Raw genomic sequence first — 21,540 nt, forward strand, 5'->3', positions numbered from 1 at the left:
CAGCTCCGCATCGAAGGGATCGGCAGGGTCGGAGGGCTCAGCAGTGGTAGACGTCGACCACGTGGTGGATGTAGTCGTTCTTCAGCACCACGGTCTTGCGGCGGATCAGCGGCCGCTCGCCGGAGAAGTCGATGGTGTAGAAGGACGTGCCGTAGTAGGGGTCGATCGTCTTGTAGCGGAAGTACATGGTGTGCCAGTTGAAGCGCACGTCGACCACGTCGCCGCGGCGCTCGATCACCTCGACGTTGCTGATGTTGTGGCTGGTCCGCGGCTCCGGGATCGAGGTCGCCGACGAGCGCTCGGTGCGGATCCGGAAGACCCGGTCCTCGAGCCCGCCCTTGTTGGGGTAGTAGATGAGCGAGATGTCGGTCTGCGGGTCCTGCACCAGCTCGTCGTCGTCGGTCCACGCGGGCATCCAGTAGACGACGTCGTCGGCGTAGCACTCGAGCCACTTCTCGAACTCGCGGTCGTCGAGGTGGCGGGCCTCGCGGTAGAGGAACTGCTCGATCGCGTTCTGGGTGATCAGCCTCCCGCCCGTCTCGGCGGCGAGGGCGTTGGTGATCGGGGCGACGGGGGTGGCGCTCACTTGGCCGCCTCCTTCGCGACGGCAGCGAGCATGGTGTCGCGCCAGTAGCCGTGCTGGACGGGGTAGAGACCCTCGTCCTCGTTCTTCACACCCGCCGAGATCACCCCGTCCATGCCGAGGCTCTTGGCCACCTCGTCGGGCCCGGTCAGCCAGTGCTCGGCGCCGCGGCTCATGTCGTTCCAGGGCGCGGCGGTGGCGCGGAAGGTCAGCTGGCAGGAGCGGAACTCCTCCAGGTCGTCGGGCGTGGCCATGCCCGAGGCGTTGAAGAAGTCCTCGTACTGGCGGATCCGCCACGCGCGCGACGCGGCGCTCTCGCCCTTGGGTGCGATGCAGTAGATGGTGACCTCGGTCTTGTCCGGCGCGATCGGCCGGAAGTGCCGGATCTGCGTGGAGAACTGGTCCATCAGGTAGACGTTGGGATAGAGGCACAGGTTGCGCGAGCCCTTGACCATGAACTCGCCCTTGGCGTCGCCGAACTGCTCCTTGAGCTCGTCCATCCGGTCCCACAGCGGGCGGTCCTGCGGGTTGCCGGCCCAGGTCCACAGGCACAGGTGGCCGTTGGGGTAGGACCAGTAGCCGCCGCCCGACTTGCCCCACTGGCCGGCGTCCAGCGTCTTGGTGGCGTTGGTGGACTCGCCGGTGTTGCGCCGCGAGGTGGTGGCCGCGTAGTTCCAGTGCGTCGCGGTGACGTGGTAGCCGTCGGCGCCGTTCTCGGCCTGCACCTTCCAGTTGCCGTCGTAGGTGTACGTCGACGACCCGCGCAGCACCTCGAGCCCGTCGGGCGACTGGTCGACGAGCATGTCGATGACCTTGGTGGTGTCGCCGAGGTGCTCGGCGAGCGTGCTGACGTCGGCGTTGAGGCTGCCGAACAGGAAGCCGCGGTAGCTGTCGAAGCGGGCCACCTTGGTCAGGTTGTGCGAGCCCTCGGTGTCGAAGGACGCCGGATAGCCGGCGCCGTCCGGGTCCTTGACCTTGAGCAGGGTGCCGTCGTTGCGGAAGGTCCAGCCGTGGAACGGGCAGGTGAGCGTCATCCGGTTGTCGGTCTTGCGCCGGCAGATCATCGCGCCGCGGTGGGCACACGCGTTGACCAGGCAGTGCAGCTCGCCCTCCTTGTCGCGGGTGATGACGACCGGCTGCCGCCCGATGTACGTCGTGAAGTAGTCGCCCGGGGCGGCCACCTGGCTCTCGTGGGCGAGGTAGATCCAGTTGCCCTCGAAGATGTGCCTCATCTCCAGCTCGAAGACCTCCTCGTCGGTGAAGATCCGCCGGTTGGCGCGGTAGATCCCGGCCTCCGGCTCCTCGACGACGGCGTCGGCCAGCACGCTGCCGATCCGGTCCAGCATCTCGGTCATGGGGTCCTCCCGGTGGGTCTGCGTCGGACGATGCCGGGAACTCAAGCACGACGTGGCGGCCGTCACACGAGACGTTTGCCTAGGCCTGGGCCGGGGCTCGATCCATAATCGTGAGTTATGAATGCGACGGCTTTTGGTCTTTGTGCTTCTGGATTGCCCGGATCTAGCGTGGAAGCACGACGTGACGACCGCCACGTCGGCCCGGCCCGGAGGAGGTGACCCGATGGATCTCAAGCAGCTGCGCTACTTCGACGCCGTCGCGGAGACCCTGCACTTCGGGCAGGCCGCCGAGCGGCTCCACCTCGCCCAGCCCGCGCTCTCCCAGGCCGTGCGACGGCTCGAGGCCGAGCTGGGCGTCGTCCTGCTGGCGCGCACGACCCGCCAGGTCGAGCTGACCCCGGCCGGCGCGTTCTTCCACCGCGAGGTGCGTCGGATCCTCGGCGACCTCGACGCCTCCGTGCTCGGCGCGCGCAGCATCGCCGAGGGCAGCCGCGGGCTGCTGCGCGTCGGCTTCACCGGTACCAGCGCGTTCACCCAGCTGGCCCGGCTGTCGCGGATGCTGCGAGCGGCGCTGCCGGCCGTCGTCCTCGAGGTGCAGGCCGACCTGCTCACGCCCGGCCAGGTCGAGCGGCTGCTCGACGGCCGGCTCGACCTCGGCGTGCTGCGCGGCCCGGTCGCCGAGCCGCGGATCGAGACCCGCACCCTGCTCCAGGAGCCCCTCGTGCTGGCCCTGCCCGCCGACCACCGGCTGGCGCACGAGCCCGCGCTCGAGGTCGTCGACGTCTCGGCGGACGAGTTCGTCGCCTACGCCGACACCCGCTCGGCGGTCAACGAGGCGATGATCTCCAGCTGCCTGCGCGCCGGCTTCTCCCCCAAGGTCACCCACCGCGCGCCCGGCACCGCCGCGCTGCTCGCGCTGGTCGCGGCCGACCTCGGCGTCGCCCTGGTGCCCGAGTCGGTGCGCAGCATGCAGCTCAAGGGCGTGGTGTTCCGCGACGTCGCCGACGCCGCGACCATCGACCTCTCGCTCGCCTGGCGGGCCGACGAGCCGTCGTCCCTGGTGGCGGCCGCGCTCGACGTCCTCGACCGGCACGGCTTCTTCTCCCCGCACCCCTCCCCCACGAGCTGAGGCATCCCGTGAAGATCACCGCGATCGACGCGATCCCGTTCCGGATCCCCTACGTCAAGCCGCTGAAGTTCGCCAGCGGCGAGGTGCACGTCGCCGACCACGTGCTGGTCCGCGTCCACACCGACGACGGGGTGGTCGGGGTCGCCGAGGCGCCGCCGCGTCCGTTCACCTACGGCGAGACGCAGCGCGGCATCATCGCCGTGATCGAGACGATCTTCGCGCCCCAGATCGTGGGCCTCTCCCTCACCGACCGCGAGCAGATGGCCGCACTGATGGGCCGCACGGTCGGCAACCCGACCGCGAAGGCCGCCATCGACATGGCCGTCTGGGACGCCCTCGGCCACACCCTCGGGCTGCCGGTCTCCGAGCTGCTCGGCGGCTACACCGACCGGATGCGCGTCTCCCACATGCTCGGCTTCGACCAGCCGGCCGCGATGGTCGAGGAGGCCGAGCGGATGCGCGACGTCCACGGCATCACCACCTTCAAGGTCAAGGTCGGCCGCCGGCCGGTCTCGCTCGACGTCGACGTCGTCCGCGCGCTGCGCGAGGGCCTCGGCCCCGACGTCGTCCTGTACGTCGACGGCAACCGCGGCTGGACGGCGTCCGAGTCGGCCCGCGCGATGCGCCAGATGGGCGACCTCGACCTCGCGTTCGCCGAGGAGCTGAGCCCCGCCGACGACGTCCTCGGGCGGCGCTGGCTGGTGCAGCAGCTCGACGTCCCGTTCATCGCCGACGAGTCGGCCACGACGCCCGCCGAGGTCACCCGCGAGGTGCTCGGCGGCTCCGCGACGGCCGTCTCCATCAAGACCGCCCGCACCGGCTTCACCGGGTCGCAGCGGGTGCTCCATCTCGCCGAGGGCCTGGGGCTCGAGGTGGTGATGGGCAACCAGATCGACGGCCAGCTCGGCTCGATCTGCGCCGTCGCGTTCGGGGCCGCCCACCAGCGCAGCAGCCTCCACGCCGGCGAGCTGTCGAACTTCCTCGACATGAGCGACGACCTGCTCACCGAGCCGCTCCGCATCGAGAACGGCGAGCTCGCGCTGCGTCCCGGCAGCGGCCTCGGCGTCGCGATCGACAACGACAAGCTCCGCCGCTACCGCACCGACATCTGAACCGCACCACCCAACCCGAGAGGACACCGCCATGACCACCGAGGTCGCCACCGCCGCCGCGTCCGGCGCCAGCGCCACCGAGCGCTTCCACTCCGACAAGTCGCCGTTCGCCGCCGTCGCGCACACCGCGCCCGAGCGGGTCGACCGCCTCGCCCGCCGCGTGCTCGACGCGATCTACGACACGATCCGCGACGAGAAGGTCACCTACGACGAGTACAACGCCCTGAAGGCGTGGCTCATCAACGTCGGCGAGGACGGCGAGTGGCCGCTCTTCCTCGACGTCTGGGTCGAGCACGTCGTCGAGGAGGTCGCCACCGACCACCGCGAGGGCAGCAAGGGCACCATCGAGGGCCCCTACTACGTCCCCGACGCTCCCGAGCACGGCAGCAAGGGCACCGTCGACATGCGCGAGGGCGAGTCCGGCACGCCGCTGGTGTGGACCGGCACCGTCACCTCCACCGACGGCACCGTCCTCGAGAACGCGCTCGTCGAGCTGTGGCACGCCGACGCCGACGGCTTCTACTCGCAGTTCGCCCCGGGCATCCCGGAGTGGAACCTGCGCGGCAACTTCCGCACCGACGCCGCGGGCGCCTTCGAGATCCACACGATCCAGCCGGCGCCGTACCAGATCCCAACCGACGGCTCGTGCGGCAAGCTCATCGCCGCCGCCGGCTGGCACGCCTGGCGTCCGGCCCACCTGCACGTCAAGGTCTCCGCGCCCGGCCACGAGCTGCTCACCGCACAGCTCTACTTCCCCGGCGACGTCCACAACGACGACGACATCGCCTCGGCCGTGAAGCCCGAGCTGCTGCTCGCGCCGGTGCCGCAGGCCGACGGCTCGGTGAGCGTCGACTACGGCTTCGTGCTGGACCCGACCCGCTGATGCTCTTCCAGGTCCGGATGGACGTCGACATCCCGCGCGACCTCGACCCCGCCCTGCGCGAGGACGTGGTCGCGCGGGAGCGCGCCTACTCCCAGGAGCTCCAGCGCGGCGGCGAGTGGGCGCACATCTGGCGCATCGTCGGCCACTACTCGAACATCAGCATCTTCGACGTCGCGTCGAACGCCCGGCTGCACGAGATCCTCTCGGCCCTGCCGCTGTTCCCGTACATGCGGATCGAGGTCACCGCGCTGACCGAGCATCCGTCGGCGATCTGATGGCCCCGCTGCCCGCGCTGCGGATCCGGCACCTCGGCGGTCTTCCCGGGCGTCCGCCGCTCGTCGTCGGCCCGTCGCTCGGTACGACGGTCGACCGGCTCTGGTCGGGCGTCGCCGCGGCTCTGCCCGGCTGGAACATCCTCGGCTGGGACCTGCCCGGCCACGGCGCGAGCCCGTCGGTCGACCGGCTGGTGCCGGCATTCACCCTGGCGTCCCTGGCCGACGCCGTCCTGACGTCGGTGGCCGAGGTCGTCGGCGACGTCCCCTTCGCCTACGCCGGCGACTCGATCGGCGGCGCGGTCGGCCTGCAGCTCGCGCTCGACCACCCCGACCGGGTGACCTCGCTCGCCGTCCTGTGCAGCGCGCCGGCGTTCGGGGCGCCGTCCGCCTGGCACGAGCGGGCCGCCCTGGTGCGCGCGGAGGGGATGGCGCCGATGGTGGCGTCGTCGCCCGGCCGCTGGTTCGGCTCGGCCCTCCTCGCGGCCGCGGACCGCGAACGGCGGATCGCCGACGCGGTCGCCGACCTGGCCGCCGTCGACGCCGAGAGCTATGCCCGCGCCTGCGAGGCGCTGGCCGGCTTCGACATCCGGCCGCGGCTCGGCGACCTGCGCGTGCCGCTGCTCGCGATCGCCGGCGCCGACGACCTGCCGACCCCGCCCTCGGTGATGGCCGACCTGGTCGCGGCCGTGCCCACCGGACGCCTCGAGGTGCTCGACGGCGTCGGCCACCTGGCGCCGTACGAGGCGCCGGAGGAGGTCGCCGCGCTCCTCACGTTCGCAGCCGCGGGCGGCGTTGCCGGTTCCGGCAGCTTTCGGGTCGATTCCCCTTATTTCTAGGGGTATGTGGCGTAGGTAGTGGATTGGCTCCGACCGTCGTGATGGGATGTTCTCATGGCTCTCGGGACGGCTTCTTCCGGCACCGCGTCGGTGCTCGACGAGCTGCGCGAGGAGGCCGACATCCGGGCGCTCGTCCGACGGCGGCCGGGCGTACGTCGGGCAGGTGCTCTCCTGCGCCTGGCGGCTCCCGACCGTCTGGGCGGCCGTCATGGCCGGCAAGGTGGCCCCGTGGCGTGCCGGGCGCATCGCCGCCCAGACCCTGAGCCTCAACGCCGAAGCCGTCGCCTACGTCGATCGGCCCGTGGGCCGGTGGAACGACCGCCCCATGAGCGCCCAGCAGGTCAAGGAGTGGCTGCAGACCGCAACCACCGTCATCGTGCGGCCGGTGATCGACCTCGCCGACCACATCCCCGTCACGTCGTACGAGATCCCCGACCCGCCACCGCGTTCAGGTGGAGCTCCGCGACCACAGGTGGGTTCTAGCACTGCAACCGCAGAGCACGTCGCTGCGATTTCGACCACGCCAAGGCCTTCGGGCGCGGTGGACCGACCTGCCCGTGCAACCTGGTCCCGCTCTGCCGACGCCACCACCGGGCCAAGACCCATTCACGCTGGCACTACGAAGTCGTGAGTCCCGGCGCCTACGAGTGGCGCAGCCCGAACGGCTTCGGGCTCCGCGTCGACCACCGGGGCACCCATCCTCTGAGAACGTGGGTCACAACGGAAGACGCATCAACGCGCCGCGACCTCAGAGCACTGCCGCCGCGGCGGAGCTCAGTCTTCGGTCTCCTCAGCGAACTGCTCGTGGTTGCGGATGACCTCGGCGATGATCACGTTGAGGATCTTCTCCGCGAAGTGCGGGTCGAGCCCCGAGCTCTCCGCCATCGAGCGCAGGCGCTCGATCTGAACCGCCTCGCGCGCCGGGTCGGCTGGCGGCATCCCGGCGCGGGCCTTGAGCCGCCCGACCGTCTCGGTGCACTTGAACCGCTCGGCCAGCAGGTGGACGAGGGCGGCGTCGAGGTTGTCGATGCTCGACCGGAGGCGGTGGAGCTCGGCTCGGGCGTCTTCTGCACTCACACCCCGAATCCTGCCCTACGCCGCGCCGATCGCCGACGTCACTGTCCGACTGGCGAGGCAGGCGGCTCCACCTCGGCCCGCGCGCCGTCCCGGATCAGGTCGCTCCGCAGCGCCGCCACGACCACCAGGCGGACGAGGATGAGGGGTAAGCGCCCGGATGTCACGGATCGATCCTAGGATCCGAGCACCCGAGAACGTTGACTGAGAGGACGCCCCATGAGCGACCAGGTCCTGTACTCCCTCGACCCGGACGAGCAGCCGACCCACTGGTACAACATCGTCGCGGACCTCCCGACCCCGCCGCCGCCCCCGCTGCACCCGGGCACCCGCGAGCCGGTCGGGCCGGACGACCTGGCGCCGCTGTTCCCGCCGGAGCTGATCGCGCAGGAGGTCACCACCGAGCGCTACGTCGAGATCCCCGAGCCGGTCCTCGACGTCTACCGGCAGTACCGCCCCAGCCCGCTCTACCGCGCCCGCCGCTGGGAGCAGAAGCTCGGCACGTCGGCGCGGATCTACTACAAGTACGAGGGCGTCTCGCCGGCCGGCTCGCACAAGGTCAACACGGCTGTGCCGCAGGTCTACTACAACAAGCTCAACGGCATCACCCGGCTCACCACCGAGACGGGCGCCGGTCAGTGGGGCACCGCCCTGTCGTACGCCGCCGCGCTCTTCGGCGTGTCCTGCGAGGTGTGGCAGGTCGGCGCGTCGTTCGACACCAAGCCGCAGCGGCGCACGCTGATCGAGGTCTTCGGCGGCAAGGTGCACCGCTCCCCCAGCCGGCTCACCGAGTCGGGCAAGGCGTTCGCCGAGGGCCACCCGGGCTCGCTCGGCATCGCGATCTCCGAGGCGGTCGAGGTCGCGGCGCAGGACCCGGGCGCCAAGTACGCACTGGGCTCCGTCCTCAACCACGTGCTGCTGCACCAGACCGTCATCGGGGAGGAGGCGCTGCGCCAGCTCGCCAAGGCCGGCGAGTCCGGCGCCGACCTGGTCGTCGGCTGCGCGGGCGGCGGCTCGAACTTCGCCGGCCTCGCCTTCCCGTTCCTGCGCGAGAAGCTCGCCGGCAGCCAGGACCCGCGGATCCTCGCGGTCGAGCCGAGCTCGTGCCCGACCATCACCCGCGGCGAGTACCGCTACGACTTCGGCGACACCGCCGGGCTCACGCCGCTGATGAAGATGCACACCCTCGGCCACGATTTCGTCCCGTCGCCCATCCACGCGGGCGGCCTGCGCTACCACGGCATGGCGCCGCTGGTCTCGCACGCGGTCAACGAGGGCTACATCGACGCCGTCGCGCTGCACCAGAACGAGTGCTTCGAGGCGGCCGTCGAGTTCGCGCGCACCCAGGGCATCGTCCCGGCGCCCGAGTCGTCGCACGCCCTCGCCCAGGTCCGCCGCGAGGCGCTCGCCGCCGCCGAGACCGGCGCCGAGCCGGTGATCGTCGTCGGCCTCTCCGGCCACGGCCTGCTCGAGCTGGGCGCCTACGCGACCTTCCTCGGCGGCCAGCTCGAGGACGACCCGCTGTCGGACGCCGACCTCGCGGAGGCGCTCGCCCACGTACCGGTGGTCTGACCTCCCGTCGGATCAAGGCCCTTCTACGGCCCGGGAAATGCAGTGTGCAACGCATTTCCCGGGCCGTAGCGTCTTTCGTCGGCCCGCACCTGCGGGCCACGATCACGAGAAGGGCTACGACGCAGGAAAACACGATGGAGAAGATCACCCCGAAGCTCCTCAGCTGGGCTTCGATCCTCGAGCAGGGCACGCGCGACCAGGCGATGACGACGGCACGGATGCCGTTCATCCATCCCCACCTCGCGCTGATGCCCGACGCCCACCTGGGCCTGGGCGCGACGGTGGGCTCGGTCATCCCGACCCTCGGCGCGATCATCCCGGCCGCGGTCGGCGTCGACATCGGCTGCGGCATGATCGCCGTGCGCACCCAGTACACCGCCGACCAGCTCCCCGCCGACCGGCGACCGCTGCGGGAAGCCATCGAGCGGGCGGTCCCGCTCTCGGCCGGCGCGGCCAATCGCACGATCAGCAGGGAGCACACTGAGCGGCGGCTCGCCGAGCTCACCGAGCTGGCCGAGCAGGCCGGCTTCGAGCCGGCCCGCTATGCGAAGCGGTGGGACCTGCAGCTGGGCACGCTCGGGTCGGGCAACCACTTCATCGAGGTCACCGTCGACGAGGAGCAGCGGGTCTGGCTCTTCCTGCACTCCGGCTCGCGGGGCGTCGGCAACAAGATCGCGCAGCGGCACATCAAGGTCGCCCGCGACCTGTGCGAGAAGTGGTGGATCAAGCTCCCCGACCCCGACCTCGCCTACCTCGCGGAGGGCACCGACGAGTTCTGGGCCTACATCCGGGAGATGCGGTGGGCGCAGCGGTACGCCCTGCTCAACCGGGAGGAGATGATGGACCGGGTCGTGCGGCAGTTCGCCGAGTGGGTCGGCCTCGCGTCGGCCGACGAGGTCGAGCGGGCCGAGGAGATCAACTGCCACCACAACTACACCGAGCAGGAGACCCACTTCGGCCGGCAGGTGTGGCTGTCCCGGAAGGGCGCGATCAACGCCGAGCTCGGGCGGCCGGGCCTGATCCCGGGCTCGATGGGCACAGCGTCGTACGTCGTCAGCGGGCTCGGCAACCCGGTGGCGCTCCACTCCGCGCCGCACGGCGCGGGCCGGGAGTACTCCCGGTCGAAGGCGCGGCGGACGTTCACCCGGGAGCAGCTGCGGGAGGCGATGGCCGGCATCGAGTACCGCGACACCGACGCCTTCATCGACGAGATCCCGGCGGCGTACAAGGACATCGACCGGGTCATGGCCGACGCCGCCGACCTGGTCGAGGTCCGGCACACGCTGCGCCAGATCGTCAACGTGAAGGGCGACTGAGCGCGTGAGGCCGACCCGCCGATGACAGCGGCCGGGGCGGTCGGTTTGAATGGAGCGATGGCGGACGACCATCCCGACCCGAACATCCAGGCCGACCTGCCCTGGCCGCTGACCGGCGCCGATGGCCTGCGTGCCGAGCTCTGGGCGGCGTACGCCGACCCGAGCCGCGGTCACCACGGCACCCGGCACCTGGTCGAGGTGCTCACGCGCCTCGACGAGCTCGCCGCCGCGGGCACGGCCTTCGACCGCACGCCCGTGGTGCTCGCCGCCTGGTTCCACGACGCCGTCTACGACGGCGAGCGCGACGCCGAGGAGCGCTCGGCGACCTGGGCCGAGCAGGCGCTGCCCGCGGTCGCCGACCCCGCCACGGTCGCCGAGGTGGTCCGGCTGGTGCGCCTCACCGAGCACCACCGGCCCGAGCCCGGCGACGCCAACGGCTACGCGCTCTCCGACGCCGACCTGTCGATCCTGGCCGCCGACCGCGAGCGCTACGACGAGTACGTCGCCGCCGTCCGCACCGAGTACGCGCACCTGCCCGACGACGTCTTCGCGATGGGCCGCGCCGACGTGCTGCGCGCGCTGACCGACGCCCCCGAGCTGTTCTGCACCCCGCACGGCCGGGCGCAGTGGGAGGACGCGGCCCGCGCCAATGTCGCCCGCGAGCTCAGCGAGCTCACCGCGTCGCTGTAGCGCGACGCCCGGGCTGCGCCTCAGGTGCCGCCCGTCACAATGGGCCCGTGGACGACAACGCGATCTTCGTGGCCCGGGCCCAGGTGCTCGCCGACCTCGAGGCCCGCGGGCTCGGCTCGCCGGCGTCGGTGACCGCCCTCGAGGAGGCCTGCTCCGAGCGCCGGTGGTGGTTGAGTCAGTGGCCGCCGGGAGCCGAGTTCGTGGCGGGGCTGGTCGCCCAGGACGTCCAGGACGCGCTCGCCGACCAGTTCGGTCGCGGCGCGCGCGAGGGCCTGTGGCCGGTGTGCACCGCCTGCGACGGCGGACCGGCGCACGCGCTGCACATCGAGCCCGACCTCGGCGGACCCGAGCCGACCTGGGTGTGCGAGGAGTCCGGCGCGGTCGTCGCGCCGCTCGGCGGCCTCGGCCCCGCCTGACCCCGCCTGACCCCGCCTGACCCCGCCTGACCCCGCCTGACCCCGCCTGACCCCGCCTGCCCCCGCCTGACCCCGCCTGACCCCGCCTGACCCCGCTGACCCGCCTGACGCCGGCGGGCGTCAGCTGCTCAGCTGCAGGCTCATCGTGTAGGCGTCGCCGCGGTAGACGGTCCGCGACACCTCGACCACCACCTCGCCGGCGAGCGCCCGGCGGTTGTGGCGCAGCACGGCCGCGCCGCCGGGCACCTCGAGCAGGGTCGCCTCGTCGGGCGTCGCGATGCCGGCGGTGAGCACGTCCTCGGCCCACGTCGGGCGGGTGCCGCGGGCGCCGAGCTCGACGTACAGGCTGGCGGGGAGGGCGTCGAGCAGGCCGGGGATCCGGCCGTGGTCGAGGTAGGCGTCGGACAGGCAGACCACGCGGCCGTCGGCCATCCGCAGCCGCCGCCAGTGCACGACCGGCGTCCCGGGCACGACCTGCAGCGCCCGCGCCAGCCGCTCGCCGGCGACGACGTGCTCGGCCGCGAGCGTGCGTGCCTCGGCGACCATGCCACGCCGGGCCATGTCCTCGGTGAAGCTGGCGACCCCGGTCGGCGTACGCCGGGGGCCGGCGACGAACGTGCCGCGTCCGGGGAAGCGCTCCAGCACGCCCTCGCCCACCAGCGCGTCGAGCGCCTGGCGGACCGTCATCCGGGCCACGCCGAACCGGTCGACGAGATCGCGCTCGGACGGCGCCGCCGTCCCCGGGGCGCTGCCCTCGACCAGACCGCGGACGTATTCGCGAATCTCGACATGCTTGAGTGACCGGCTCATCGTCCCCCCTGGACTGCTGCTCCCTTCGAGACTAGGAGCGCCGGTCGCGGGCGTCCCGGAAACGCCCGATTCTTTGCCTCGCCTGCTCGCCGGAAAGAAGCGCGCGGCGTGCGAACATCTGTTCGAATCGGCGCTATCGTAGGCCCATGACGGTCGACTTCCAGACCAGCCTCTTCGACGCGGCCACCCCCGCGGCCGACACCGGCGAGCGGCGCGTCCTCAGCGCCGGCGCCTGGGTCGACGTCGCACGCAACTGGCTGCCCGACGCCGACGACGTCCTCGCGACCCTCGTCAACGAGGTGCCGTGGCGGGCCGAGCGCCGGGCGATGTACGACCGGGTCGTCGACGTCCCGCGGCTCGTCTACACCTACATGATCGGCGACGAGCTTCCCCACCCCGCGCTCACCGCGGCCCGCGAGCGGCTCAACGAGCGCTATGCGCCCGAGCTCGGCGAGGCCTTCCGCACGGCCGGCTGCTGCTACTACCGCGACGGCCGCGACAGCGTCGCCTGGCACGGCGACACCATCGGCCGGGGCTCCACCCACGACACCATGGTCGCGATCGTCTCCGTCGGCGACCCGCGCCGGCTCCACCTGCGCCCGCGCGACCCCGAGCGGCGCGACGAGGCGTTCGCCGTCGAGATGGGCCACGGCGACCTGGTCGTGATGGGCGGCTCCTGCCAGCGCACGTGGGAGCACGCCGTACCGAAGGTCGCGGCGGCCGGCCCGCGCATCTCGGTGCAGTTCCGGCCCCTCAACGTCTTCTAGATCTGAGCTCAGCCCTCGAGCTCGGCGTCCGAGCGCAGGATGCAGAACTCGTTGCCCTCCGGGTCGGCCAGCACGACCCACCCGCTGCCCGGCCCGTAGATGCCGCGGTGGTCGTCGACCTGGGTCGCGCCCAGGTCGAGCAGCCGCTCGAGCTCCTCGTCGCGGGTGCCGGTGCCGCGCCTCGGGCGCAGGTCGAAGTGGACCCGGTTCTTGGCGGCCTTGCGGTCGGGGACCTGGATGAACAGCAGCTTGTGGCCACTCTCGGGGTCGATGATCATGCACTCCTCGTGGCCCGGCTCGTTCGGGTCGTCGGGGAGGTCGGTGTAGCCGAGGACCGGCTTCCACCACTCCGAGAGCTCGTAGGCGTTGGCACAGTCGACGGTGGTGTGCGAGATGTACGACGTCACGCCTCCACCCTCACCCGCGGGCCCGCCTCAGGCAAGCCGGTTGCTCAGGGCGTCGCGGCGTCGGACGGCGTCGGCGCCGGGTTCTGCGTCGGCGTCGCGGTGTCGGACGGCGCCGGGCTCGCCGAGTCGGACGGCGTCGGCGTCGGCGTCGGCGTGGGCGTCTCGGGGCCGGTGACCGCACCACTGGGCTCGACGGGGGCCGGGGCGGTGGGCGTGGTCACGGGCGCTGTCGGCGTCGGCGTCGGGGTGGTCGGATGGCGGCGCGGCTTGTGGCCGCTGTCGCTGCCGCCGCCGAGCACGCCGCTGATCGACGTCCGGTCGGACCCGGACGTGCCGCCGGTGATCGTCGAGACGCTGCGTCCGGCGATCAGCTCGACCGCGCTGATCGCCACCATCGCGATCACGAACACGGTCGCCGCGGCCACGGCCAGCCGCTTCCAGGGCAGGGCCTGCCCACGGCTCGGCTGCGCGAGGGCCGGCGCGTCGCCGCCCGGCTCGCCACCGGCCAGCTCGTCGCCCGCGGCGTCGAGGTGGCGGTGCGCACGGTCGAGCTCACGCTCGGCCGCGGCCGGGTCGGAGCGGCGGGCGGCCCGTCGTACGTTCTGGTCGGCGAGGTTGACGCGCTGCAGCGCGGCCGCCTGGACGTCGGCCATCCGGCGCCGGCTCGACTCGATGCCCTGCTTGTAGAGGGCCGTGCTGACCGTGGCGACGACGCTGCCGAGGGCGGCGCCGATGAGCGTCCCCGCGGCGCCGAGCGTGGAGAGCAGGACGGCGACCGTGACGGCCGCACCGGCGCCCGCGAAGGTCGCCGGCCAGTCGATCCGCGGCCCTGGCCGCGCCTCCTCGTCCGCCTCGGTCATCTCCCCGCCGGTCAGTCCGTACCGTGGGTGGCGATGAAGGCGAGGATCTGCTCGGAGAGCTCGGGGCGGCACACGATGACGTCGGGCAGGTAGACGTCGGCCTGGTTGTAGACCAGCTCGCTGCCGTCGACGCGGGAGGTGAACAGCCCGGCCGCGCGGGCGACCGCGACGGGCGCGGCGGAGTCCCACTCGTACTGCCCGCCGGCGTGGACGTAGGCGTCGGCCACGTCGCGCACGACCGACATCATCTTCACCCCGGCCGAGCCCATCGGGACCAGCTCGGCGTCGAGCTCCTTGGCCAGCGCCTCGACGAAGGCCGGGGGCCGGGTGCGGGAGACCGCGATCCGGGGACGCTGCGAGGTCCGGGCCGGTATGACGGGCGGGCGGCCGGTGTTGAACGTCTCGCCGAGTGCGGGCTGGGCGACGGCGCCGGCGACGAGCTCGCCGTCCTGCCACAGGGCGACGTGGACGGCCCAGTCGTCGCGCGGGGGCTCGGAGAACTCGCGGGTGCCGTCGAGGGGGTCGACGATCCAGACCTTGGCGGCGGTGAGCCGGGCGTCCTTGTCGGCCGCGCTCTCGAGCGCCTCCTCGGACAGGACGGCGTCGTCGGGGCGGTGGGTGGCGAGCAGGTCCATGAGGAGCAGGTGGGCGGCGCGGTCGCCGGCGTCCTTGAGCTCCTTGCCCTCCAGGCCCTCGGTGCGGACCTCGAGCAGGCGACGGCCCGCGGCCTCGGCCAGCCAGGCGGCGAAGAGATGGTCGTCGGCGACGACCTCGGGAGCGGGGGTACCGGGCTCGAAAGTCACGGCGCAAGAGTAGCGACGGGGCGGCTACGCGAGACGCGCGCCCGAGGGGTGGTGACTCGGCGACGCGCGTCGGCGTCGGTCGTCGCGGGGCGTCGCCGGCCCGGAGCCGCAGGGAGCGAGGCACGAGCGACCGGAGGCGCAGGGAGGCGGCGTTCCGGGAGCCGACTCGCGTGACGCCAGGCGACCGCGACCACCGGAGACCTCGACCGCGCTCGCGCCATCAAACTAAGAGTTGAACCGCGACTGGGTCTTCTCCAGACCCTCGGCGATCAGCGACTCGACGGCGTCGGCGGCCGAGTCGATCTGGAACGGCAGCTCCTTGCGCTCCGTGGTCGAGTAGTTCGACAGCACGAAGTCGGCCACCTCCTGGCGACCCGGCGGGCGGCCGATGCCGGCCCGGACCCGGTAGAAGTCGCCGGTGCCGAGCGAGGAGCGCATCGACTTGAGGCCGTTGTGGCCGTTGTCGCCGCCGCCCTTCTTGATGCGCAGCGTGCCGAAGTCGATGTCGAGCTCGTCGTGGATCGCGATGATCCGCTCGGCGGGCACCTTGTAGAAGGTGGCGAGGGCCTTGACCGGCCCGCCCGACTCGTTCATGTAGGAGCGGGCCTTGGCGAGCACCACGCGCGGGGCGGGCACGCCGGGGGCGCCGAGGCGGCCCTCGACGACGTCGGCGCGGCCGGACTTGTGGGCGCGGAAGCCGCTGCCCATGCGGCGGGCGAGCTCGTCGACCACCAGGTAGCCGATGTTGTGCCGGTGCCCGGCGTAGGTCGGGCCGGGGTTGCCGAGCCCGACGACGAGCCACACCTCGGCGCTGGTCGCGTCGCTCACGGTGCTCTCCTCGTCGGGTTCAGCGGGTACGGCGGTGCTCCCCGGCGCGGTCGCCCGCGCCGGGGAGATCAGTCGACCCAGGAACCACCTGAGTCGGCGGAGGATCACTCGCTGTCGGCGGCCTCGGCGGCGGCGGCCTCGGGCTCGTCCTTCTCGATGCCGGCCTCGGCCTCGGCGGCCTCGAGCTCGGCCTCGGCGGCCTCGGCGGTCTGGGCCGCGGTCACGTTGACGACGAGGACGTCGGCGTCGGTGAGCAGGGTGACGCCCGACGGCAGCGCGATGTCGCTGGCGTGGATCTGGGTGCCGGCCTCGGCGCCCGTGACGTCGACCTCGAACTGCTCGGGGATGTGGGTGGCCTCGGCCTCGACCTGGATGGCCGGGGTGTCGGTGACGACGAGGGTCTCGGCGGCGGCGTCGCCCACGACGTGGACGGGGACGTCGACGGTGACCTTCTCGCCGCGCTTGACGGCGACGAAGTCGACGTGCTCGAGAACGCGGCGGACCGGGTCGACCTGGACCTGCTTGGTCAGGGCGAGCTGCGCGGTGCCGTCGATGACGAGCTCGAGGAGCGCGTTGGCGCCGCCGTGCTTGATCGCCATCATGGTCTCGTGGCCCGGGAGGGTCAGGTGGACGGGCTCGTTGCCGTGGCCGTAGACGACCGCGGGGACCTTGTTCTCGCGGCGGATGCGGCGGGCCGCGCCCTTGCCGAACTCGGTGCGGACCTCGGCGGTGATCTTCTCGCTGCTCATGGGGAACTCCTGATTCTCGACGTTGGGGTGGCGGCTGCCCGCGGAGAATGAGAAACGCCGCGCTTCCCTCACCCGATGATCGGCAGGGCGCGCGGCGTCGTAGCACGAGCCGGCCCAGTCGATCACGGAGTCACAGAAGCGGGTGCTCCCTCGCCGAGGCAACCGGAGAAGATTACCCTCGCGCGGCGGGCCCGGCGAAATCGTGGCCGGGACGACGTCAGCGATAGGGGTCGGCGACCTCACGCAGTGCGACCAGCGCATCCTGCAGCGCGGCCATCCGCTCCGCCCCCAGGTGGTCGGTCCACTCGCGCTCGATCTCGGCCTCGACCTGCCGCGCGACGCGCTGGACGGCGCGCCCCCGCGGCGCGAGCACCACCAGCCGGGCCCGGGCGTCGGCCGGGTCCGGCACCCGCGCGACGTACGACGCCCGCTCGAGCTGGTCGACGAGCACGCTCGCGCTCTGCTTGGTCACCCGCGCCTGCGCGGCCAGGTCGGTCACCCGGATCCCGTCGTCGCCGAGCCGGGCGGCGATCCGCGCCATCGCGGGCGTGAGGTCGTCGTAGCCGGCGGCGAGGATCGCGTCGGCGACCCGCTGCTCGACGTACCGGGCGCCGATGAACATGAGCAGCCCCGGATGCGGGTCCCTCCGAGCCATCGACTCCTCCTCGGCCCTTGACGAACAGGTCAGGCAGACTGACGATATCAGTCAGGGAAACTGACCATCATCGAGGCGGGCGCGGAGGCGGAGATGGACCGAGCGACGATCTGGGCGCACATCCACGCCGAGCGGGCCGCGCTCGCCGCGACGCTCGCCGACCTCGACGAGGCCGACTGGGCCCACGACACCCTCTGCCCGGGCTGGTCGGTGCACGACGTCGCCGCCCACGTCATCTCCACGCCGCAGATCGGCTGGCGCCAGCTGCCGGGGATGCTGGCCCGCAACCTCGGCCGCGGCTACAACACGATGATCTTCCGCGAGGTGAAGCGGCTGGGCGCGCAGGAGACCCGCGCGAGCATCCTCGCCGACTTCGAGCGCTACGCCACGAGCACCCACCACGTGCCGACCACCACCTCGGTCGAGCCGCTCATCGACGCGCTGCTCCACCATCAGGACATCGTCCGGCCGCTCGGCCGGCAGCGCACCATGGCGCCGGCGGCGGCGGTCGTCGCCGCCGATCGGGTACGACGACTCGCCCCGCTGATGGGCACCGGCCGCCTGGTCCGCGGCGTGCGGATGGTCGCCACCGACGTCGACTGGGAGCGCGGCCGCGGCCCGACCGTGACCGGACCGATCCAGGAGCTGCTCATGCTGGCGTCGGGACGACGCCCCGATCCGGCGCTGGTCTCCGGCGACGGACTCGCGCTCGCCGGCGCCTGACGCACGCCGTCCGGGGGTTCGTCCATCTGTCGATACCAGTTGATACTTTGCCGAAGTATCCACAGGTATCGGCTCGGAGGAGCGATGATCCCCAACCCGTACACGCCCGGCCAGGTCCCACGCGTCTTCGCCGGCCGCGCCGCCGAGCTGCGCCAGATCGAGAGCATGCTCGCCCGGGTCGTGGCGTTCGGCGAGCTCGGCGGGCCGCTGCTGGTCTTCCATGCCCCGCGCGGCATCGGCAAGACGTCCCTGCTCCGCACCGCCCAGCGCCGGGCCGAGGAGCTCGGCCTCGTGACGGCCTGGGTGGCCTGCACCCGCGAGCGTCCGGTGCTCCCCGAGCTGGTCGGCAGCCTGCGCACCGCCCTCGAGCGGGCCGACGTCCTGCCCCGCGGCAGCGCCGGCGGCACCTGGCGCCGGCGACTCGAGCGGGTCACCCTCGAGGTCGGCCTGCCGGGCGCGAAGGTCCAGGCGGAGGTCGCCGCTCCCCCGCGCGAGAAGCCCGACGACACGCTCGGCCTGGCGCCGGTCGGCGCCCTCGGCGCGCTGCTCCACGACGCCGCCGCCCTGGTACGACGGCGCGGCGGCGCCGGCCTGCTCCTGCTCGTCGACGAGCTCCACGTCGCCCTCCCCGACGACATGTCGATCCTGCTCAACACCCTGCAGAACCTCGACGGCGAGCGCGCCGACAACCCCCTCGCCGTCGTCTCCGCCGGCCTGCCCGTCACGCCCGAGGCGCTCACCCGCGCGGCGACCTTCGGCGAACGCAGCGCGTTCGTGCCGCTCGACGTCCTCAACGACGTCGACGCGCGCGCCGTCCTGACCGCCCCGGCCGCGAGCGCCGGCGTCACCTGGTCCCCGCAGGCCCTCAACGCCGTCGTCGACGAGGCGCGGGGCCACCCCTACCTGCTGCAGCTCATCGGCAGCAGCACCTGGGACGCCGCCACCCCCGCACAGGGCGCCCAGCTCGGCCTGGCCGACGTACGACGGGGCCTGCCCGCCGCCCAGCGCCAGCTCACCGCCATGCACCGCGCCCGCTGGGGCGTCGCGACCCCGACCGAGAAGGCCTTTCTCGCCGCGATGGCCGCGACCGGGCTCGACAACGTCACCCGCGCCGCGATCGCCGCGGGCATGGGCAAGGACTCCCGCTCGATCAGCGGCCCGCGCGAGCGGCTGATCGAGAAGGGCGTCATCGAGCCGGTGGGGCACGGGCTGGTCCGGTTCACGCTGCCGGGCTTCGGCGCCTTCGTGCGTGGGCTCGACGAGGCATGAGCCCCTACGCTGAGCGCGTGCGCATCGACTTCCACGGCTCGGAGAAGCCCACGCTGGGCGTGGAGTGGGAGTTCGCGCTCGTCGACCGCCGCAGCCGCGACCTGCGCAACGACGCCGCGCACCTCTTCGCCCGCGCCAAGCCGCGGATGCCCGACCCGGGCAAGCTCCACAAGGAGCTGCTCAAGAACACGGTCGAGGTCGTCACCGGCGTCTGCGACACGGTCGCGGACGCGATGACCGACCTGCGCGACACCCTCGGCTACGTCACCGCGGCCGCGGACGCCCTCGACCTCGACCTGTACGGCGCCGGCACGCACCCCTTCGCGTCCTGGACCGGGCAGCAGCTGACCGAGGGCCATCGCTACGCCGAGCTGATCAACCGCACCCAGTGGTGGGGGCGGCAGATGCTGATCTGGGGCGTGCACGTCCACGTCGGCCTGCCCGAGCAGAGCCGGGTGCTGGCCGTGCTCAACGGACTGCTCACCTACTACCCGCACCTCCAGGCGCTCTCGGCGTCGTCGCCGATCTGGATGGGCGTCGACACCGGCTATGCGTCGAACCGGGCGCTGATGTTCCAGCAGCTGCCGACGGCGGGGCTGCCCTTCCAGTTCGAGCGGTGGGAGGAGTTCGAGGCGTTCGCGTCGGACCAGATGACCACCGGCGTGATCGACGAGCTGAGCGAGATCCGCTGGGACCTGCGCCCGGCGATGAAGCACGGCACCCTCGAGAACCGGATCTGCGACGGCGTCTCCACGCTCGACGACATGCAGGCGCTGGTCGCCCTCATGCACTGCCTGGTGATCTGGCTCGACGACCGGGTCGCGGCCGGCGAGACGCTGACCACGATGCCGCCGTGGCACGTGCAGGAGAACAAGTGGCGCGCCGCCCGGTACGGCGTCGACGCGATCGTCATCCTCGACGAGGAGTCCAACGAGCGACTGGTCACCGACGACCTCGCCGACCTGATCCCCCGACTGATGCCGACCGCGGAGCGGCTCGGCTGCACCGACGAGCTCGCGTCGGTGCTCGACATCGCGACCCGCGGGCCGTCGTACGTCCGGCAGCGGGCGGTCGCCGAGCGGACCTCCGGCGACCTGGTCGCGGTCGTCGACTCGGTCGTGACCGAGCTGAAGGCCTCGCTCTAGCCGCTCAGTTGGCGGCCGTGTCGGGGAACACGATCCGGCAGGTGTCCTCCGGACACGCGGGCGTCGCGGCCCACTGCGTCGCGGGCTCGTAGACCGACCCGGTCGAGCGCATCACCTGGACGCCGCCGAACGCCGACTCGTCGTAGCCCTTGACGACGAAGACCACGTCGGCCTTGCCGTCGCCGTCGACGTCGCTCAGGGTGGCGCCCTGCAGCGCGCGCTTGCCGACCCTGCTCTGACCGGTGAAGCCGGTGACCGCCTCGAGGCTGCCCGTGCTGACGTCGTAGACGGTGACCTTGAGCGTCTCGCGGTAGGTGTCGGCGGTGACGCCGACCAGCCGGACGCTGCCGTCGCCGACGACGTCGCCGACCAGGTAGGCGTCGGCCCGGTCACGCGGGACACTCACCGCGCCCTCCTCGAAGGCCGTGCCCGTCGAGGTGAGCAGCGCCTGGCCGCCGGCTCCGCTGTAGTAGCCGCTGTAGTCGTCGGCGTCGAGCCGCTCCGACGGCAGCTGCGCCCACAGGTCCGCGTCGCCGTCGTCGTCGAAGTCGCCGGCGTGGAGCGTGGTGCTGTCGATCGTCGCGTTGGGCAGGCTCAGCCAGCGCTCCGGATCGGCGAAGCGCCCGGTGCCGTCGTTGCGCAGGACGGCGATCGCGACGACCTTGTCGTCGGGCCCCGCGACGGCCAGGTCGAGGTCGCCGTCGCCGTCGAAGTCCCCCGAAACGACCTGGACGTCGAGGCCGTAGTCGCGCAGGGACGACAGGTCGAGCGCCATGCTCTGGTCGCCCGGGAAGTCGGGGTCGGTGGAGGTCAGCGCGAGCCGGTCGGTGTCGTCGTCGTAGGTCCAGGTGAGCGGCTCGTTGCGGCCGTCGGCGTCCCAGTCGAACCAGACCTGGTGCGCGTCGCCGTACGGCTCGACGGTGAGGCCCTTCGTCGTGAATACCTTCCCGTCGCTGGTGCCGGTCATCTGCTCGGCCTGGTCGTAGGTGAGGTTGACGATCCACACCGCGTCGCCGTAGCCGTCACCGTCGAGGTCGCCCTGGACCGCGGCGGCGGGTCTCGCCTGCTTGTGGTCGCCGCCGGCCCGGTCGGGGTCACCGCCGGGCCGGAGGAGGGCGAAGGCGAGACCCGCGCCGGCCACGATCAGCACCACGACTGCGGCCAGCGCGATCCACCGGCCGGCGCCGCCGCGGGTCGGCGGCGGGGTGGGCACCGGCGGGGCGGGCGGCGGGGCGGGCGGCGGCGCGGACGGCGGGGCGGGCGGCGGGGCGGGCGGCGGGGCG

At 72.6% G+C, this 21,540-nt stretch carries 25 protein-coding genes; 14 read left to right on the top strand and 11 right to left on the bottom strand.

Features of this window, described 5'->3' with window-relative positions:
- Nucleotides 1–37: 37 nt before the first annotated feature.
- Together benB and benA are read right to left on the bottom strand one after the other, a co-directional pair.
- Nucleotides 38–586, bottom strand: a complete 549-nt coding sequence (benB, locus tag AB4880_RS25435) for a benzoate 1,2-dioxygenase small subunit (protein ID WP_379228694.1) — start codon at nucleotides 584–586, stop codon at nucleotides 38–40.
- Nucleotides 583–1,938, bottom strand: coding sequence for a benzoate 1,2-dioxygenase large subunit (gene benA / locus AB4880_RS25440; RefSeq protein ID WP_367922031.1), 1,356 nt, complete (start codon nucleotides 1,936–1,938; stop codon nucleotides 583–585). Before benA ends, benB begins: the two co-directional genes overlap by 4 nt.
- Before the next feature lie 223 nt (nucleotides 1,939–2,161).
- Between benA and AB4880_RS25445 the strand changes: the two genes are divergently transcribed.
- The 6 genes from AB4880_RS25445 to AB4880_RS25470 all read left to right on the top strand — a co-directional run bounded on the left by AB4880_RS25445 (nucleotide 2,162) and on the right by AB4880_RS25470 (nucleotide 6,804).
- Nucleotides 2,162–3,067 (top strand): LysR substrate-binding domain-containing protein, encoded by a 906-nt coding sequence (locus AB4880_RS25445; RefSeq protein WP_367922032.1) that lies wholly within the window; start codon nucleotides 2,162–2,164, stop codon nucleotides 3,065–3,067.
- Between the two features lie 8 nt (nucleotides 3,068–3,075).
- Complete coding sequence (locus tag AB4880_RS25450) at nucleotides 3,076–4,179, top strand: mandelate racemase/muconate lactonizing enzyme family protein (RefSeq protein ID WP_367922033.1); 1,104 nt, start codon at nucleotides 3,076–3,078, stop codon at nucleotides 4,177–4,179.
- Between the two features lie 31 nt (nucleotides 4,180–4,210).
- Nucleotides 4,211–5,062, top strand: a complete 852-nt coding sequence (catA, locus tag AB4880_RS25455; protein ID WP_367922034.1) for a catechol 1,2-dioxygenase — start codon at nucleotides 4,211–4,213, stop codon at nucleotides 5,060–5,062.
- Entirely contained in the window at nucleotides 5,062–5,337 is a 276-nt protein-coding gene (gene catC, locus AB4880_RS25460; protein WP_367922035.1) for a muconolactone Delta-isomerase, read from the top strand. The genes catA and catC overlap by 1 nt, the downstream gene beginning before the upstream one ends.
- The gene (locus tag AB4880_RS25465) at nucleotides 5,337–6,173 is read left to right on the top strand and encodes an alpha/beta fold hydrolase (RefSeq protein WP_367922036.1); all 837 of its coding nucleotides are present in this window, start codon (nucleotides 5,337–5,339) and stop codon (nucleotides 6,171–6,173) included. The genes catC and AB4880_RS25465 overlap by 1 nt, the downstream gene beginning before the upstream one ends.
- Nucleotides 6,174–6,381: 208 nt before the next feature.
- Entirely contained in the window at nucleotides 6,382–6,804 is a 423-nt protein-coding gene (locus tag AB4880_RS25470; protein ID WP_367922037.1) for a hypothetical protein, read from the top strand.
- Nucleotides 6,805–6,947: 143 nt separating this feature from the next.
- On the opposite strand, the gene AB4880_RS25475 is transcribed toward AB4880_RS25470, so the two are convergent.
- A complete protein-coding gene (locus AB4880_RS25475) occupies nucleotides 6,948–7,250 on the bottom strand; it encodes a chorismate mutase (protein WP_379228697.1) in 303 nt (100 codons plus the stop codon).
- Between the two features lie 216 nt (nucleotides 7,251–7,466).
- Between AB4880_RS25475 and AB4880_RS25480 the strand changes: the two genes are divergently transcribed.
- The 4 genes from AB4880_RS25480 (at nucleotide 7,467) to AB4880_RS25495 (ending at nucleotide 11,241) form a co-directional block, all read left to right on the top strand.
- The gene (locus AB4880_RS25480) at nucleotides 7,467–8,819 is read left to right on the top strand and encodes a TrpB-like pyridoxal phosphate-dependent enzyme (RefSeq protein ID WP_367922038.1); all 1,353 of its coding nucleotides are present in this window, start codon (nucleotides 7,467–7,469) and stop codon (nucleotides 8,817–8,819) included.
- Nucleotides 8,820–8,953: 134 nt separating this feature from the next.
- On the top strand, nucleotides 8,954–10,135 hold the full coding sequence (locus tag AB4880_RS25485) for an RtcB family protein (protein WP_367922039.1): 1,182 nt from the start codon (nucleotides 8,954–8,956) through the stop codon (nucleotides 10,133–10,135).
- Nucleotides 10,136–10,192: 57 nt separating this feature from the next.
- A complete protein-coding gene (locus AB4880_RS25490; protein ID WP_367922040.1) occupies nucleotides 10,193–10,825 on the top strand; it encodes an HD domain-containing protein in 633 nt (210 codons plus the stop codon).
- A gap of 47 nt (nucleotides 10,826–10,872) precedes the next feature.
- Entirely contained in the window at nucleotides 10,873–11,241 is a 369-nt protein-coding gene (locus AB4880_RS25495) for a DUF8819 family protein (RefSeq protein WP_367922041.1), read from the top strand.
- 120 nt (nucleotides 11,242–11,361) lie between these two features.
- On the opposite strand, the gene AB4880_RS25500 is transcribed toward AB4880_RS25495, so the two are convergent.
- A complete protein-coding gene (locus AB4880_RS25500) occupies nucleotides 11,362–12,051 on the bottom strand; it encodes a GntR family transcriptional regulator (RefSeq protein ID WP_367922042.1) in 690 nt (229 codons plus the stop codon).
- Between the two features lie 146 nt (nucleotides 12,052–12,197).
- Here AB4880_RS25500 and AB4880_RS25505 point away from each other — a divergent pair, with 146 nt between their 5' ends.
- Complete coding sequence (locus AB4880_RS25505; protein WP_367922043.1) at nucleotides 12,198–12,818, top strand: alpha-ketoglutarate-dependent dioxygenase AlkB; 621 nt, start codon at nucleotides 12,198–12,200, stop codon at nucleotides 12,816–12,818.
- 8 nt (nucleotides 12,819–12,826) lie between these two features.
- On the opposite strand, the gene AB4880_RS25510 is transcribed toward AB4880_RS25505, so the two are convergent.
- From AB4880_RS25510 to AB4880_RS25535, 6 genes are all read right to left on the bottom strand, one after another.
- On the bottom strand, nucleotides 12,827–13,225 hold the full coding sequence (locus tag AB4880_RS25510) for a VOC family protein (RefSeq protein ID WP_367922044.1): 399 nt from the start codon (nucleotides 13,223–13,225) through the stop codon (nucleotides 12,827–12,829).
- A gap of 44 nt (nucleotides 13,226–13,269) precedes the next feature.
- Nucleotides 13,270–14,085: a hypothetical protein gene (locus tag AB4880_RS25515; RefSeq protein ID WP_367922045.1), complete on the bottom strand. Its 816-nt coding sequence runs from the start codon at nucleotides 14,083–14,085 to the stop codon at nucleotides 13,270–13,272.
- A gap of 11 nt (nucleotides 14,086–14,096) precedes the next feature.
- A complete protein-coding gene (locus AB4880_RS25520) occupies nucleotides 14,097–14,888 on the bottom strand; it encodes a 3'(2'),5'-bisphosphate nucleotidase CysQ (RefSeq protein WP_367922046.1) in 792 nt (263 codons plus the stop codon).
- 225 nt (nucleotides 14,889–15,113) lie between these two features.
- On the bottom strand, nucleotides 15,114–15,716 hold the full coding sequence (pth, locus tag AB4880_RS25525) for an aminoacyl-tRNA hydrolase (RefSeq protein ID WP_367922047.1): 603 nt from the start codon (nucleotides 15,714–15,716) through the stop codon (nucleotides 15,114–15,116).
- A 104-nt stretch (nucleotides 15,717–15,820) separates the two neighbouring features.
- Entirely contained in the window at nucleotides 15,821–16,465 is a 645-nt protein-coding gene (locus tag AB4880_RS25530) for a 50S ribosomal protein L25/general stress protein Ctc (RefSeq protein ID WP_367922048.1), read from the bottom strand.
- A 217-nt stretch (nucleotides 16,466–16,682) separates the two neighbouring features.
- Nucleotides 16,683–17,120 (bottom strand): MarR family winged helix-turn-helix transcriptional regulator, encoded by a 438-nt coding sequence (locus AB4880_RS25535; RefSeq protein WP_367922049.1) that lies wholly within the window; start codon nucleotides 17,118–17,120, stop codon nucleotides 16,683–16,685.
- A 93-nt stretch (nucleotides 17,121–17,213) separates the two neighbouring features.
- Here AB4880_RS25535 and AB4880_RS25540 point away from each other — a divergent pair, with 93 nt between their 5' ends.
- From AB4880_RS25540 to AB4880_RS25550, 3 genes are all read left to right on the top strand, one after another.
- Nucleotides 17,214–17,843: a maleylpyruvate isomerase family mycothiol-dependent enzyme gene (locus AB4880_RS25540; protein WP_367922050.1), complete on the top strand. Its 630-nt coding sequence runs from the start codon at nucleotides 17,214–17,216 to the stop codon at nucleotides 17,841–17,843.
- Between the two features lie 84 nt (nucleotides 17,844–17,927).
- Nucleotides 17,928–19,112: an ATP-binding protein gene (locus AB4880_RS25545; RefSeq protein ID WP_367922051.1), complete on the top strand. Its 1,185-nt coding sequence runs from the start codon at nucleotides 17,928–17,930 to the stop codon at nucleotides 19,110–19,112.
- Entirely contained in the window at nucleotides 19,109–20,257 is a 1,149-nt protein-coding gene (locus AB4880_RS25550) for a glutamate--cysteine ligase (RefSeq protein WP_367922052.1), read from the top strand. Before AB4880_RS25545 ends, AB4880_RS25550 begins: the two co-directional genes overlap by 4 nt.
- 4 nt (nucleotides 20,258–20,261) lie before the next feature.
- On the opposite strand, the gene AB4880_RS25555 is transcribed toward AB4880_RS25550, so the two are convergent.
- On the bottom strand, nucleotides 20,262–21,540 hold a 1,279-nt coding region (locus AB4880_RS25555), incomplete at its 5' end, for an FG-GAP-like repeat-containing protein (RefSeq protein WP_367922053.1).

The sequence above is a fragment of the Nocardioides ginsengisoli genome (genome assembly GCF_039537225.1).
In the GTDB taxonomy this organism is placed as follows: domain Bacteria; phylum Actinomycetota; class Actinomycetes; order Propionibacteriales; family Nocardioidaceae; genus Nocardioides; species Nocardioides ginsengisoli.

Coding starts and splice junctions, on each gene's coding strand:
- AB4880_RS25445 (WP_367922032.1), top strand. CDS start 2,162: ATGGATCTCAAGCAGCTGCGCTACTTCGACGCCGTCGCGGAGACCCTG.
- AB4880_RS25480 (WP_367922038.1), top strand. CDS start 7,467: ATGAGCGACCAGGTCCTGTACTCCCTCGACCCGGACGAGCAGCCGACC.
- catA (WP_367922034.1), top strand. CDS start 4,211: ATGACCACCGAGGTCGCCACCGCCGCCGCGTCCGGCGCCAGCGCCACC.
- catC (WP_367922035.1), top strand. CDS start 5,062: ATGCTCTTCCAGGTCCGGATGGACGTCGACATCCCGCGCGACCTCGAC.
- AB4880_RS25515 (WP_367922045.1), bottom strand. CDS start 14,085: ATGACCGAGGCGGACGAGGAGGCGCGGCCAGGGCCGCGGATCGACTGG.
- AB4880_RS25490 (WP_367922040.1), top strand. CDS start 10,193: ATGGCGGACGACCATCCCGACCCGAACATCCAGGCCGACCTGCCCTGG.
- benA (WP_367922031.1), bottom strand. CDS start 1,938: ATGACCGAGATGCTGGACCGGATCGGCAGCGTGCTGGCCGACGCCGTC.
- AB4880_RS25550 (WP_367922052.1), top strand. CDS start 19,109: ATGAGCCCCTACGCTGAGCGCGTGCGCATCGACTTCCACGGCTCGGAG.
- AB4880_RS25485 (WP_367922039.1), top strand. CDS start 8,954: ATGGAGAAGATCACCCCGAAGCTCCTCAGCTGGGCTTCGATCCTCGAG.
- AB4880_RS25535 (WP_367922049.1), bottom strand. CDS start 17,120: ATGGCTCGGAGGGACCCGCATCCGGGGCTGCTCATGTTCATCGGCGCC.
- AB4880_RS25465 (WP_367922036.1), top strand. CDS start 5,337: ATGGCCCCGCTGCCCGCGCTGCGGATCCGGCACCTCGGCGGTCTTCCC.
- AB4880_RS25530 (WP_367922048.1), bottom strand. CDS start 16,465: ATGAGCAGCGAGAAGATCACCGCCGAGGTCCGCACCGAGTTCGGCAAG.
- AB4880_RS25505 (WP_367922043.1), top strand. CDS start 12,198: ATGACGGTCGACTTCCAGACCAGCCTCTTCGACGCGGCCACCCCCGCG.
- AB4880_RS25500 (WP_367922042.1), bottom strand. CDS start 12,051: ATGAGCCGGTCACTCAAGCATGTCGAGATTCGCGAATACGTCCGCGGT.
- AB4880_RS25545 (WP_367922051.1), top strand. CDS start 17,928: ATGATCCCCAACCCGTACACGCCCGGCCAGGTCCCACGCGTCTTCGCC.
- AB4880_RS25470 (WP_367922037.1), top strand. CDS start 6,382: ATGGCCGGCAAGGTGGCCCCGTGGCGTGCCGGGCGCATCGCCGCCCAG.
- AB4880_RS25540 (WP_367922050.1), top strand. CDS start 17,214: ATGGACCGAGCGACGATCTGGGCGCACATCCACGCCGAGCGGGCCGCG.